The 13,683-nt window shown below is 27.1% G+C and carries 13 protein-coding genes and 1 other RNA gene; 12 read left to right on the forward strand and 2 right to left on the reverse strand.

Annotation, left to right across the window (positions count from 1 at the left end):
* Positions 1-113 precede the first annotated feature (113 nt).
* From IBJ83_RS00720 to IBJ83_RS00740, 5 genes are all read left to right on the forward strand, one after another.
* Positions 114-1,892, forward strand: coding sequence for an NTP transferase domain-containing protein (locus IBJ83_RS00720; protein WP_201274955.1), 1,779 nt, complete (start codon positions 114-116; stop codon positions 1,890-1,892).
* 147 nt (positions 1,893-2,039) lie between these two features.
* On the forward strand, positions 2,040-2,885 hold the full coding sequence (locus tag IBJ83_RS00725) for an energy-coupling factor transporter ATPase (RefSeq protein WP_201274956.1): 846 nt from the start codon (positions 2,040-2,042) through the stop codon (positions 2,883-2,885).
* Positions 2,885-3,739, forward strand: coding sequence for an energy-coupling factor transporter ATPase (locus tag IBJ83_RS00730; protein WP_201274957.1), 855 nt, complete (start codon positions 2,885-2,887; stop codon positions 3,737-3,739). Before IBJ83_RS00725 ends, IBJ83_RS00730 begins: the two co-directional genes overlap by 1 nt.
* Positions 3,739-4,557, forward strand: a complete 819-nt coding sequence (locus IBJ83_RS00735; protein ID WP_201274958.1) for an energy-coupling factor transporter transmembrane component T family protein — start codon at positions 3,739-3,741, stop codon at positions 4,555-4,557. Before IBJ83_RS00730 ends, IBJ83_RS00735 begins: the two co-directional genes overlap by 1 nt.
* A 17-nt stretch (positions 4,558-4,574) precedes the next feature.
* Entirely contained in the window at positions 4,575-6,308 is a 1,734-nt protein-coding gene (locus tag IBJ83_RS00740) for an Rqc2 family fibronectin-binding protein (RefSeq protein WP_201274959.1), read from the forward strand.
* Between the two features lie 273 nt (positions 6,309-6,581).
* Here IBJ83_RS00740 and ssrA read toward each other — a convergent pair.
* Positions 6,582-6,930: a transfer-messenger RNA gene (ssrA, locus tag IBJ83_RS00745) on the reverse strand.
* Positions 6,931-7,004: 74 nt separating this feature from the next.
* Positions 7,005-7,394: a hypothetical protein gene (locus tag IBJ83_RS00750; RefSeq protein WP_201274960.1), complete on the reverse strand. Its 390-nt coding sequence runs from the start codon at positions 7,392-7,394 to the stop codon at positions 7,005-7,007.
* A 171-nt stretch (positions 7,395-7,565) separates the two neighbouring features.
* On the opposite strand from IBJ83_RS00750, the gene IBJ83_RS00755 reads away from it, so the two are divergent.
* The 7 genes from IBJ83_RS00755 to priA all read left to right on the forward strand — a co-directional run bounded on the left by IBJ83_RS00755 (position 7,566) and on the right by priA (position 13,676).
* On the forward strand, positions 7,566-7,901 hold the full coding sequence (locus tag IBJ83_RS00755; protein ID WP_201274961.1) for a TM2 domain-containing protein: 336 nt from the start codon (positions 7,566-7,568) through the stop codon (positions 7,899-7,901).
* Between the two features lie 3 nt (positions 7,902-7,904).
* On the forward strand, positions 7,905-8,285 hold the full coding sequence (locus tag IBJ83_RS00760; RefSeq protein ID WP_201274962.1) for a DUF2752 domain-containing protein: 381 nt from the start codon (positions 7,905-7,907) through the stop codon (positions 8,283-8,285).
* 140 nt (positions 8,286-8,425) lie between these two features.
* Positions 8,426-9,310, forward strand: a complete 885-nt coding sequence (locus IBJ83_RS00765) for a YicC/YloC family endoribonuclease (protein ID WP_201274963.1) — start codon at positions 8,426-8,428, stop codon at positions 9,308-9,310.
* Between the two features lie 13 nt (positions 9,311-9,323).
* A complete protein-coding gene (gene gmk, locus IBJ83_RS00770; RefSeq protein WP_068473105.1) occupies positions 9,324-9,896 on the forward strand; it encodes a guanylate kinase in 573 nt (190 codons plus the stop codon).
* A gap of 12 nt (positions 9,897-9,908) precedes the next feature.
* Positions 9,909-10,106, forward strand: a complete 198-nt coding sequence (gene rpoZ / locus IBJ83_RS00775; protein ID WP_068473103.1) for a DNA-directed RNA polymerase subunit omega — start codon at positions 9,909-9,911, stop codon at positions 10,104-10,106.
* 1 nt (position 10,107) lies between these two features.
* On the forward strand, positions 10,108-11,289 hold the full coding sequence (coaBC, locus tag IBJ83_RS00780; protein WP_201274964.1) for a bifunctional phosphopantothenoylcysteine decarboxylase/phosphopantothenate--cysteine ligase CoaBC: 1,182 nt from the start codon (positions 10,108-10,110) through the stop codon (positions 11,287-11,289).
* Positions 11,283-13,676, forward strand: a complete 2,394-nt coding sequence (gene priA / locus IBJ83_RS00785) for a primosomal protein N' (RefSeq protein ID WP_201274965.1) — start codon at positions 11,283-11,285, stop codon at positions 13,674-13,676. The genes coaBC and priA overlap by 7 nt, the downstream gene beginning before the upstream one ends.
* Positions 13,677-13,683 lie beyond the last annotated feature (7 nt).

The raw sequence follows: 13,683 nt of genomic DNA on the forward strand, positions 1-13,683 counted from the left end.
TAATATTATTTTATAATAAGAAAGTTCTAAAATTTTTAAATCTTTAGGACTTTTTTATTGTTCATTTATTTATAATATGGTATAATTTATGAACAAACTGTTAGGAGGTATTTATGTTAACATTACAACAATTTGATATTTTAAATTTATTTTTTAAAAATCAAGATAAAAAATATACTCAAAGAGAAATTTCAGATATTACAGAAATTTCTTTAGGAAAAGTTAACGAAACTTTAAAAGAATTAAAAGATAATAAATTTTTAGATGAAGATTTAAAAATAACAGATGCAGGATTTGAGGCATTAGAGCCATATAAGGTTGATAATGCAATTATTATGGCTGCCGGAATGAGTTCAAGATTTGCACCTCTTTGCTATGAGAGTCCAAAGGGTCTTTTGAATGTAAAGGGAGAAAAATTAATTGAAAGAGAAATTTTACAGTTAAGGGAAGCCGAAATTGAAGATATTACTTTAGTTGTAGGATATATGAAAGAAAAGATGTTTTATTTGGCGGAAAAATTTGGTATAGATATTGTTGTAAATGCAGATTATTACAGATTTAATAATACTTCATCATTAATTTTAGTTACTGAAAAGTTAAAAAATACTTATATTTGTTCTTCAGATAATTATTTTCCAAAAAATCCTTTTGAAAAATATGTTTATAGGGCGTATTATTCTGCAGTTTATCAAGAAGGAGAAAGCGACGAATACTTTGCAGAATGTGATAAAAAAGGGAGAATTACTGGAATAACAATTGGTGGAAAAGATGATTGGATAATGTTGGGTCATGTATTTTTTGATAGAGAATTTAGCGATAGATTTGTAAAACTTTTAAAAGCAGAATATCATGAACAGACAGTTAGAGAAAATTTGTGGGAAACTTTTTATATGCGTCATTTAAAAGAATTGGATAATATGTATATTAAAAAATATGATGCAGAGGATATAAAAGAGTTTGATTCATTAGAAGAATTAAGAATTTTTGATGAAAAATATGTAACTAATTCCGACTCTAAAATTTTCCAAAATATTTGTGGAGTTTTAAAATGTAATGAAGAAGAAATAAAGGATATTAAACCTATTAAAACGGGAATGACAAAAACTTCTTTTAAATTTAGTCAAAATGGTAAGTCTTATGTATATAGACATCGCAGTCCTGAAACTGAGCTTATTATAAATAGAAAAAGTGAATTTGATTCAATGAAAATTGCTAAAGAACTTGGATTAGACGATACTTATATTTATATGGATAGTGAAAAAGGCTGGAAAATTTCAAATTATATTGAAGATGTAAGAAGCCTTGACTATGAAGATAAAGAAAATGTAAGAAGAGCAATTTCAATGTTAAAAAAATTACACACAAGTGGGCGTAAAACAGATTTTGAATTCAATATTTTTGATGAAATCGAAAACTTTAAGTTAAAAATAAAAAATTCACATCGTGATGATTTTGAAGATATGAATTTAATGAATGATAAAATTTATAAGTTGAAAGAATTTTTGGATAAAGATAATGTTAAGAATTGTCTTTGCCATTGCAATAGTTATAACTTGAATTTTTTAATGGATAAAAATGATGGAATGTATTTAATTGACTGGGAATATTCTGCAATGTCTGACCCTGCCGGAGATATTGGTTGTTTCATAACTTGTTCAAAATATTCTTTTGACGAATCAATAGAGATAATAAAGGAATATTTTGACGGAAATCCTACTGATGAAGAGTTAAGACATTATGTTGCTTATGTTGCAGTTAGTTCGTTCTATTGGTTCTTATGGGCAATTAATCAGGAAATTCAAGGAAAGAGTATTGGGGAATATTTGTATATTTGGTATAACCATACAAAAGAATATGCAGATTATGCCTTTAAATTATATGAACAAAGATAGAAATGATTTAGAAATAATTTAAAAATATTAAAGGCAATCTTTTTAAAAGGTTGTCTTTTTTGTTGGTATTTTTTGGTATTGATTATGTATTGTTGTTGAAAAAAAGTATTGTTTATGGTATCATAAGTTGTTAGTGGGTGATAAATTTTGAATGAAAAAATAATTGATATAAAAAATTTAAGATATGAATATTTAAGTGATGATAATAAAAAAAGTATTGGTTTGGACGGAATTAGTTTTTCTGTAAACAAAGGGGAATTAATTTCTATTTTAGGTCATAACGGAAGTGGCAAGTCAACTTTGGCAAAACTTTTGAATGCACAATTTGTTCCGACAGATGGAGAGATTGAAATTTTTGGAATTAATACTAAAGATGAAGAAAAAATTTGGGATATTAGACAAAAATGTGCTATGGTTTTTCAAAATCCTGATAATCAGCTCGTAGCAACCGTTGTTGAAGAAGATGTTGCTTTCGGCCCCGAGAACTTGGGTATTGACCCTGTTGAAATAAGACAGAGGGTTGATGAGGCTTTAAAAATTGTTGAGATGGGGGATTATAAAAAACACTCACCACATATGCTTTCAGGGGGACAAAAGCAAAGGATAGCGATAGCAGGAGTTCTTTCTATGAAACCTGAAGTTATAATTTTTGACGAATCAACGGCGATGCTTGACCCAATTGGAAGAAAAGATATTATAGATACTATTTTGAAATTGAATAAGGAAGAAAATAAAACTATTTTATATATAACTCATTATATGGAGGAGGCTGTTTTGGCTGATAGAGTTATTGTACTTAACGAGGGAAAGATTGAATTTGATGATAGTCCTAAAAAAGTTTTTTCAAATGTTGAGCGTTTAAGAGAGCTTGGACTTTCCGTTCCACAAGTTACAGAACTTTCTTATCTTTTGAAAAATGAAGGAATAGAAATTCCAACCGATATTTTGACTAATGATGAAATGATAGAATTTTTGGAGAAAAAATTAAAATAATGGATATAAATTTTAAAAATGTAAGTTTTATCTATGGAGAAAAAACTCCTTTTGAAAAACTTGCTTTAGATAATATAGATTTGACAATAAAATCAGGAGAATTTGTTGGAATTATAGGACATACAGGAAGTGGTAAGTCAACTTTGATTCAACATTTTAATGGAATATTAAAGCCGACAACCGGAGATGTTTTTATTGGCGATATGAATACGAAAGATAAAGAACTTGCAAAGAGTGGTTTGAGATATAAGATAGGGCTTGTTTTTCAATATCCTGAATATCAACTTTTTGAAGAAACTATAGAAAAAGATATTGCTTTTGGCCCCAAAAATATGGGACTTAGTGAAGAAGAGGTTACAGCAAGAGTTAAAGAGGCAATGGAGATTGTTGGACTCGACTATGAAACTAAAAAGGATAAATCTCCTTTTGAAATTTCTGGAGGACAAAAGAGAAGAGTTGCAATAGCAGGAATATTGGCGATGAAACCGGATATTTTAATTTTAGATGAACCGACTGCTGGTCTTGATCCAAAAGGTCGTGATGAGTTATTTTCTCAAATTAAAAACCTTTATGAAAAAAATAATATTACGATAGTTTTGATTTCTCATAGTATGGAAGATGTTGCAAAACTTGTAAATAGAATAATCATAATGAAAAATGGAAAAATTCATTTAGATAAGAATACAAAAGAGGCTTTTAGTGATGTTGATGATTTAAAAGAAGTAGGACTTAATGTTCCACAGATTACAGAACTTATGGATACTTTAAGAAAAAAAGGTCATCATTTTAGCAAAAATATTTTGACGGTCGATGAGGCTTTTGAAGAAATAAAAAGAGAATTGAGGAAAAATTAATGGTAAAAAATATATCAATAGGTCGTTTTTTTCCAGGAGATAGTATTATTCACAGACTTGACCCCAGACTTAAATTATATTTTATTTTTATGTTTATAGTTTCTATATTTTTTATAAAAAGTTTTTTAGTTTTTATACCACTTGCGATTTTTTTGTTTTCAATTATAAAAATTGCAAAACTGCCTGTATTGATGGTCTTAAAGGGATTAAGGGGAATTTTTTACATTGTTTTGTTTACTGTAATTTTGAATGTAATTTTAACACCTGGAGAAATTTTATTTAGAATATGGATTATAAATATAACCAAAGAGGGAATTAAATTAAGTGCTTTTATGAGTGTTAGAATAATACTTTTGGTTATTGGAACAAGTCTTTTGACTTTAACTACAAGTCCTATTGTACTTACAGACGCTTTGGAATATGTTATGAAACCTTTTGAAAAAATTAAGTTTCCTGCGCATTCTGTTGCGATGATGATGACAATAGCTCTTAGATTTATACCGACAATTTTAGATGAAATGGATAAGATAACAAAGGCACAAACAGCAAGAGGGGCAGACTTTGAAACGGGAAGTATAATTACCAGAGCAAAAAGTTTGATTCCATTACTTGTACCACTTTTTGTAAACGCATTAAAACGTGCTGATGAGCTTGCAGTAGCTATGGAGGCAAGATGTTACAGAGGTGGAGAGGGAAGAACTAGAATGAATGTTTTAAGATACACAAGGACAGATTATTTAGTTATGGCATTTATAACCATAATTTTTGGACTTGTTATTGCATCAAGGTTTTTCTTAAATATTTGGATTTTTAATTAATAGAAAAGGAAAATAAAATGAGTTTTGATGGAATTTTTACAAAAGCAGTTGTTGATGAAATAACACCACTTTTGTTAAATGGAAAAATAAATAAAATCAATCAACCGGATAAAAATGAAATAAATATACAAATTTATAACAAGGAAAATTATAAATTGTTGCTTTCTTGTGCGAATAATCTTTCAAGGATTCATTTGAGTGAAAAAAACAAAAAAAATCCTATAACGGCATATAATTTCTGTATGTTACTTAGAAAACATTTAGTTGGTGGAACGATAAAAAATATTTACCAACATAAAATGGATAGGGTTGTTTGCTTTGAAATCGAAAATTTGAATGAGTTAAAGGAGCTTAATAAAAAACTTTTAATCATTGAAATAATGGGAAAACACTCAAATATAATTTTGGTGGATAAAGAAAGTAATAAGATTATAGATTCTATAAAACATATAGATTCAAGACAAAGTAGTATCAGAGAGGTTTTTCCGAATAAGGACTATTTCTTTGTTAAGGACGAAAAAGAAAATATTTTAGAAGAAAATTACAGATTGCCATCAGAAATTTTAAAAAATTCTGAGCCGATTTCTATGAAGAAATTTTTTTACACTAATTATTTAGGTTTTTCTCCGACTATTTCTTATGAATTACTAAATAATTCTAATATTGATATGGATATAAATTCTGTAAATCTTAGCGAAGATGATATTCAAAAACTTGATGAAAATTTTAAAATTTTAGTTGAAAATATAAAAAATAAAAAATATTTTCCAATTTTAATTCAAGATGAAGTTAAGAATAATAAAGATTTTTACTGCTTTGATTTAAATTTATATAAAAATAAAGAAAGTGTTTCAAATATCTCTAATCTTGTAGAAAATTTTTATCACAACAATTCTTTAAGAGATAGGATAAATCAAAAGGCATCAGGATTTAAAAAAGTTTTAACTACAAAATTAAACAGACTTTCAAACAAATATTCAGCAATGAATGATGAACTTTTGAATAATAAGAGTAAAGAGGACTTGAAAATTTTCGCCGATTTACTTTCCATAAATATTTATAAAATGGAAAAAGGTATGAAAAAAATCGTACTTGAAAATATTTATGATAATATGAATGAAGTTGAAATTTCTCTTGACGAAAAAAAATCTCCAAGAGAAAATATCGAAAGTTATTATAAGAAATATAAAAAGCTAAAAACAGCTGATGAAATTATAAAACAAGAATTACCGAAAATAGAAACAGAAATTGCATACATAAAGCAAATTTTAGAAACTATTGAGATAATCACAGAATTAAATGAGCTTTCTGAAATAGAAGAAGAATTGATTTCTTTAGGATATGTTAAGAAGAGCAAAAAGAATAAACAAAAACTTGAAAAGTCAAAACCTTATGTTTTTGAAACAAAATCCGGAGCACTAATTTATGTTGGAAAAAACAATTTGCAAAATGAAAATCTAACATTAAAGTTTGCAAACAAAAATGATATATTTTTCCACGCACAAGACGTTCCAGGTAGCCATGTAATCCTAAGAGGAGCAAACTTGACAGAAGATGACTATAAAATTGCAGGCTTTTTAGCTGGATATTACAGCTACTTCAAAAACGAAGGCTATGCAAATGTAGATTACACAGAAAAAAAACATATCAGAAAAGCAAAGGGAACAGGACTTGGAATGGTCTATTATGACAATTTCAAAACATTATTCATAGACTTCAAAGACAAATTATTTGACGAATACAAAAAGTAGAGCAACGAAAGTTGTTCTTTTTTTATAGATATTTGTTTCAAAAAAATATAATATATGCGAAAGTATTTTGTTTTGGATAAAAAATATTAATGAAAAAGGCGAAATAGAATAGGGGTTATCAAGCCCCTTTTTTATTGTTTAATTTAGGTTTTCAATAGGTTACCATTAAATAAAAATTTATATAGTTTTTATAAAAATATATTAATAAATAAAAACGCAAATAAAAAACCACTATTTTAAACATTTTGCGTTTAAATAGTGGTTTATTTTGTTTGGTGGAGATGGTGGGTGTCGAACCCACGTCCGAAAAAGCATTCATATCACTTTCTCCGAATACAGTCAATTTTAAATTTCCCAATAACCTATAAATTAACAAACTCAGTTAGAGGTATCTTATAAATACAATTACAACTCTAAGAACTTTTGTAAAGGTTGCCCACGAATTTAATGATAGAGTTTAGACTTTTGTGGGGAAAGAATAAACTCCAAATAGCTGACTTACGCAGCTAATGCAAAATTATTATTTTCTGCGTTTATATTTAATTTACCACTTTTTATGTTGGTTGGATACAACAATTCGCTTATAATACTGCAACTTCCCCGTCGAAGCCAGTTCATCCCCATAATTAAAAAAATAGCAACATAGCTATTTTTATTATACCCATATTTTGTGATTATGTCAAATTTGAAATATATTTATTGATTTAATTTTTTAAATATTTTTGAAATTAATACAAAAATTGTAATTACTGAAATAATCGCAAGGATAAGTAAAATTATTGTTAGTGTATCTTGATATAATCTTCTATATTTTTTGAAAAATTCAAAAACTCTGAATATAAAAAAGAAAATTATTCCTATATTTATAACTAAGAAATATTTTGTCTTTTTTGTTAATAGTATTATTATAAATATAAATATAAAAATTAGAGAAATAACTAACAAAAAGTTTTTAAATATTGTTGGATTATGCATATATGGTTGATCTTCTGGATAACTACCTGCTGATAATTCTAGAGTTATTAGGTAGAATAAAAATATTAAAAAACTAAATATCGTATAAATTTTTTCTTTTATAATTTTCATATAGTCAATCCTACTTTCCATTATATTATAATTAATTATAATATAATGTTGCTATTTTGTAAATATTTCAGGTTTTTAAATTTATGTCTGAATACATTATAATTCTATTGACAATTTATATATATATATATATATAATAGTTATGAATATTTTATTTAGGAGGATTTTGTTATGGAAAAACAAAAAGTAGATATGTATATAATGAGTAATGCAAAATATTTTGATTCTTCATCAATACCATTTATCAGACAAAGATTAGAATCAATGAGTGATGAAAGTTTTATGATGCTTCAATCTATTGAACTTAAAGATCCAACTACATTATTGATTATATCAATTTTAGTTGGGGGATTAGGAGTAGATAGATTCATGTTAGGAGATATTGGAATGGGAGTTTTAAAACTTTTAACAGGTGGATGTTGTGGAATTTTAACCATTATAGATTGGTTTTCAATTTCTAAAAAAACCAAGGCATATAATTTAAATAAATTCAATTCAGTATTATAGTATATGAAAAAAGAAAATTTTAAGATATTTGTTTTTGTTTTACTTGTTATATTAATTATTAATTTTTTAAATATAAGGGTTTGTGTTTTTTATAATATTTTTGGAATTCCTTGTCCTGCTTGTGGGATGACTAGAGCTTTTAATAGAATTTTTATGTTAAAGATTAAAGAAAGTTTTGATTATAATTTATTAGGTGTGCCTTTATTCATAATTATAAATTCTTATTTAATAATTAACTTTTATTCAATTTTGAAAAATACAGATGAAATAAACATTTATTTTGAAAAATTTTTTCAAAAATATAAAACTGCATTGATTATTATTTCTGCAGTTATTGTTATTCTAAATTGGATTAGAAATTTATATAATCCGTTGTTATATTAAATTAGAAATTTACTAAGATTTGCTTAGTAAATTTTTTTGTGTAAAATTATTAAATTTTCGTAACAAAGTGTTGTAAAAATTTTTTATATGGTTTACAATATACAGACAAATAAAAAAGAAAAATTTTTAAGGAGAGAAAGATGTTAAAATCAATGACCGGTTATGGTAGAAGTGAGTTTATTGATGAAAATTATGATTTATCTTTTGAAATGAAGTCTGTTAATCATAAGTTTTTGGATATTCAAGTTAAGCTACCATATTTTTTAAATTTTTGTGAAGAAGATATTAAAAAAGTTGTAAGAGGAAAGTTGTCGAGAGGTCGTGTAGATATTTTTATAAGAGGAAAGCAAAAATTTTCTGAAGGTAATTCCAGTTTGGAGGTTAATTATAATTTAGCGGGTGCTTACTTTGAGGCTTATAAAAATATTTCTGAAAATCTTGGAATTGATGCTTCTGTCGGTATCGGACATATTATTCGTAATGAAAATGTTGTTGAAGTTAAGACTTCTGATATTGATGAGGAATTTTTGAAAAAAAATGTTTTGTCTGCTGTTGAAAAGGCAGTTGATGAGCTTGTTGCTATGAGAACTGTTGAGGGAGAAAACTTAAAGAATGATTTAAGTGAAAATCTTTTAGCTTTTGAAAATAACTTGGAAGGCATTAAAGAAAGAAAAGAAGATGTTTTAAATAATCAAATCGAAAGATTAAAGTCAAAACTTGGAGAGTTTTCAAGTGAATTGTCCGAAAGTGAACTTAACAGATTAAATCTTGAAGTAATTTTTTATACTGATAAGCTTGATATAAGTGAAGAGATTACAAGACTTAATTCACATATTCAAAATTTTAAAAAGTTTTTAGGTCTTGAAACTCAAGTTGGTAAAAAGATTGAATTTTTACTTCAAGAGATGAATAGGGAGATTAATACGATAGCAAGTAAGTCAAATAATTATGCGATTTCTACTTATGTTATCGAAATGAAGGTCATTATAGAAAAACTTAGAGAACAAATTCAAAATGTTGAATAGTTTTGGAGGTAGTATGAAAAAGGGATTTTTAATGGTTGTTTCCGGCCCTTCAGGAGTTGGAAAGGGTACTATTTGTGATATTTTGTTAAGAGATAATGAAGATATTAAGTATTCAATTTCTGCTACAAGTAGAAATAAACGCCCTATGGAAGAGCATGGAAAAAATTATTTTTTCATTTCAAGTGATGAGTTTGAAAAAATGATTGAGGAAGAAAAACTTTTAGAATATGCAAAAGTTCATGGTAATTATTATGGAACGCCGAAAGATTTTGTTTTAAATTCAATCGATAATGGTGATGTAGTAATTTTGGAAATTGATGTTCAAGGTGCTTTGCAGGTTAAGAAAAATTATCCTGACGCAGTTTTAGTTTTTGTTTTGCCACCTGATTTTGAGGAGCTTAAAAGACGACTTGTAGAACGTGGAACTGAAGACGAAGAAACTGTAAATTTAAGAATGAATAATGCAAAAAAAGAAGTTGAATTTTTGAATGAATATAATTATTCCATTGTGAATGAATATGTAGATGATAGTGTAGAAAAAATGAAGGCTATTATTCAAGCTGAAAGATTAAAAATAAAAAAATAGGAGGAATGAGATATGATAAATCCATCATTTAAAGAATTAGAAAAAATTGATAAGAGTAGATATGCATTAGTTGTAATGACTAGCAAGAGGGCTAGAAGAATTGTAAACGGCTCTAAAAATTTAATGGAAACAGATGCACAAAAACCGATTACTCAAGCACTTCAAGAAATTGTAGCTGAAAAGGTAACTAAAAAAGAAAAGGAAGATTAAGATGAAAAAAAATATTTTAGTTGGAGTAACTTCGGGAATTGCTATTTATAAGTCTTTGGACTTGGTTAGTATGCTGGTTAAGGCAGGTTATGAAGTTAATGTTGTTATGACTGAAAACGCAACTAAACTTATAAATCCTTTGATTTTTGAAACGATTAGTCAAAACAAAGTGTATAGTGATGTTTTTGAAAGAGATATGGATAGTGAAGTTAAACATATTAAACTTGCAAAAGAGGCTGATTGCTTTGTAATTGCACCTCTTACTGCAAATACTATGGCTAAACTTACTTATGGAATTGCTGATAATTTAATTACAAATATTGCTCTTGCTCATACTAAAAAGATGATTTTAGTACCTGCAATGAATGTTAATATGTATGAAAATCCTATTACTCAAAAAAATATTAAGACTTTGAGTGAAAGACATATTGTTTTAAGTCCTGACTATGGTCGTCTTGCTTGTGGCGATTATGGTAAAGGTAAATTTCCTAAAGCTGAAAAGATTTTTGAAGAAATTGAAAGTTATTTTGTGAAAAAAGATTTGCTTGGGAAAAATATTTTAATTGGAAATGGTGCAACTGTTGAAGATATTGACCCTGTTAGATATATTTCAAATTATAGTAGTGGTAAAATGGGAAATGAACTTGCTCTTTGTGCTAAAAGGCGTGGAGCTAATGTTAAGGTAGTTTGTGGAAAAGTTTCAAGCGATTATAAAAATTTTGGAATAGAATATATTGATGTAAAGACAAATGAAGAAATGTTTAATTCTTTGAAAGAAAATTTTGAAGAAACAGACATTTTAATTATGCCTGCTGCACCGGTTGATTTTAAAGTTAAAAACAAAAAAGATTTTAAGATAAAAAAGACTTCAAAGTATGAAAATATTGAGCTTGAGGACAATATCGATATTTTAAAAACTATTGCAAAGGATAAAAAATCACAATATGTTGTCGGATTTGCTGCAGAAACAAATTCAGTAAAGGACTATGCTATATCAAAGCTTGAAAATAAAAATTTGGATATGATAGTTGCAAATGATATTTCTGTAAAAGATAGAGGTTTTGGCTCTGATTTCAACAAGGTTAGTATAATTACAAAAGATTCTGAAGTTGAAACTGAACTTTTGACTAAGAGAGAAATTGCAGATAAAATTTTAGATGCTATTTTGGAGAAAATATGTTAGCAGAAGTTGTTGTTAAATCTTTTTTACTTTCAAGAGCTGAAAATATTTTTACTTATAGAGTTCCAAAAGAGCTTGAGGGAGAAATAAGTGCAGGAAAAAGAGTGATTGTTCCTTTTGGAAAAGGAAATAAGGGAACGGTCGGTCTTGTCTTGAATATTTTAGAAAAAAAAGATTTTCAAACCGATATAAAAATAAAAGAAATTTACAGAGTTTTAGACGAAAAAGAGATTGTGAGTAAAACTCAGATTGAACTTGCAAAATTTATGAGCGAAAAATACATTACAAATCTTTCTTATTGTCTAAATTGTGTTTTACCTCCGGGAGATTGGAGTAAAATCGAGGAATTTTTTATTTTAAATAAAGAGAAAAATTTTGAACTTTCAAAAGATGAAATGGAATTTTTTTCTAAGAAAAGAAATATTTTAGAAATTCGTGAGTTTTACAATGATGAAAAGATAAATTCTTTAATCAAAAATGAAATTTTAGTAAAAAAGTACAAATATAACAACTCAGAAAATAAATTTTTAGAAAAATTTGTTAAACTAAATGAAGAATTTGATTTTTCAAAAATTCGTAAAAATGCAGTAAAACAATTAGAACTTATAAATTTTTTAAAAGGAAAAGATTTTGTAAGTGTTAAAAATTTAAGAGAAAATAATTTTTCAAAACAAGTTATAGACTCAATGCTTTTGATGAATGCTCTTATTTTAACTGAAAATAAAGTTTATAAAAATTCTGTTGAAAAAACAAGTAGCTATAAAAAATTAAAGTTAAATAAGGCACAACAAGAAGTTTTAGATAGTATTTTAAGTTCTAAAAATGATAAATTTTTAATACACGGAATAACAGGAAGTGGAAAGACTGAAATATATTTACAACTTGTTGAAAAAATGTTAGAGCAAGGAAAGAGTAGTATAATTTTAGTTCCTGAAATAAGTCTTACTCCACAAACTATTGAAAGATTTTCCGGACGTTTTGGAAATGATATTGCAATTATTCACTCAAGACTTACAATGGTTGAAAAACTTAATCAATGGAAACAAATTCAAGATAAGGATATAAAAATTGTTGTTGGGGCAAGGTCTGCGATTTTTTCTCCTATAAAAAACTTAGGGCTTGTGATAATTGATGAGGAACATGAGTCAAGTTATATAAGCGATCAAAATCCAAAATATTATACTCACGAAGTGGCAGAATATTTAGTCGGATTATCCGGAGCAAAACTTGTTTTAGGTTCTGCAACACCGTCCGTTAATATTTATGAACTTGCGAAAAAAGGGGAATTTAAACTTTTAGAGCTAAAAAATAGAGCAACAAGAAATTCACTACCTAAAGTTGAAATTGTAGATATGCGTGAAGAACTTTTACTTGGAAATAAAAGTATTTTGAGTAACAGCCTTTACGAAGAAATACAAAAAACTTTGGATAGGAAAGAGCAGGTAATTTTGTTTTTAAATAAACGTGGCAGAAGTTCTTTTGTGTTTTGTAGAAGTTGTGGCTATGTTTTGAAATGTGATTATTGTGATATTTCAATGACTTACCACAAAGACAATCGAAAAGATATTTGCATTTGCCATATGTGTGGAAGAACGAAACAAAAGCCTAAGATTTGTCCAAGCTGTTTTAAACAATCCATAAAAGAATTTGGTTTTGGAACGGAGGCTTTGGAAGAATATATTAAAAATACCTTTAAAGATGCAAAAGTTCATAGGATAGATTCGGACACTTCAAAGGAAAAAGGTGCTTATGAAGAAGTTTACCAAAAAATGAAAAACAAAGAAATTGATATTTTGATTGGTACACAGATGATTTCAAAAGGGCTGGACTTTCCGAATGTAACTTTGGTTGGAGTTGTTCTTGCAGATATTAGTTTGAATATTCCATCTTTCAGGTCAGCAGAAAAAACTTTCCAACTTTTAACTCAGGTTGCAGGACGTTCAGGTCGTGGAGAAAGACAAGGAAAAGTTGTAATTCAAACCTACAAGCCAAGTCATTACTCGGTGGTTAATTCTTCAGAGCATAATTATGAAGAATTTTTCAAAGAAGAAATAAATTTTAGAAGAAGTTTTCTCTATCCACCAAAGGCTAATATAATAAATTTTCAATTTAGAAGCAAAAGTGTCGAAAATTGTATGGAAGAATTAAAAAAAATTAGAGATTTGATTTTTGAAAGATTTAAAGAAGAAATAAATTTAAAAAATATAATTATTCTAGGGCCTAATCCAGATGCGATAAAATGGGTAAATATGGTATATAGATATAATTTGACAATAAAAGTTCTAAAAGACGAAGATGTATTTAGACAATTTTTAATGGAATTAATTTTTAATAAAAAGTATTCATTTAATACTGAAAAAAATGGAAAATTAATTTTGACAATAGATTAAGGAGGAA

It is taken from the genome of Parvimonas parva (genome assembly GCF_016552165.1).
Classification (GTDB): domain Bacteria; phylum Bacillota; class Clostridia; order Tissierellales; family Peptoniphilaceae; genus Parvimonas; species Parvimonas parva.

Bases quoted from the DNA above. Each gene is read 5' to 3' on its own strand.
- IBJ83_RS00720 (WP_201274955.1), top strand. From the start codon at position 114: ATGTTAACATTACAACAATTTGATATTTTAAATTTATTTTTTAAAAAT.
- IBJ83_RS00730 (WP_201274957.1), top strand. From the start codon at position 2,885: ATGGATATAAATTTTAAAAATGTAAGTTTTATCTATGGAGAAAAAACT.
- IBJ83_RS00735 (WP_201274958.1), top strand. From the start codon at position 3,739: ATGGTAAAAAATATATCAATAGGTCGTTTTTTTCCAGGAGATAGTATT.
- IBJ83_RS00740 (WP_201274959.1), top strand. From the start codon at position 4,575: ATGAGTTTTGATGGAATTTTTACAAAAGCAGTTGTTGATGAAATAACA.
- IBJ83_RS00750 (WP_201274960.1), bottom strand. From the start codon at position 7,394: ATGAAAATTATAAAAGAAAAAATTTATACGATATTTAGTTTTTTAATA.
- IBJ83_RS00755 (WP_201274961.1), top strand. From the start codon at position 7,566: ATGGAAAAACAAAAAGTAGATATGTATATAATGAGTAATGCAAAATAT.
- IBJ83_RS00760 (WP_201274962.1), top strand. From the start codon at position 7,905: ATGAAAAAAGAAAATTTTAAGATATTTGTTTTTGTTTTACTTGTTATA.
- IBJ83_RS00765 (WP_201274963.1), top strand. From the start codon at position 8,426: ATGTTAAAATCAATGACCGGTTATGGTAGAAGTGAGTTTATTGATGAA.
- gmk (WP_068473105.1), top strand. From the start codon at position 9,324: ATGAAAAAGGGATTTTTAATGGTTGTTTCCGGCCCTTCAGGAGTTGGA.
- rpoZ (WP_068473103.1), top strand. From the start codon at position 9,909: ATGATAAATCCATCATTTAAAGAATTAGAAAAAATTGATAAGAGTAGA.
- coaBC (WP_201274964.1), top strand. From the start codon at position 10,108: ATGAAAAAAAATATTTTAGTTGGAGTAACTTCGGGAATTGCTATTTAT.
- priA (WP_201274965.1), top strand. From the start codon at position 11,283: ATGTTAGCAGAAGTTGTTGTTAAATCTTTTTTACTTTCAAGAGCTGAA.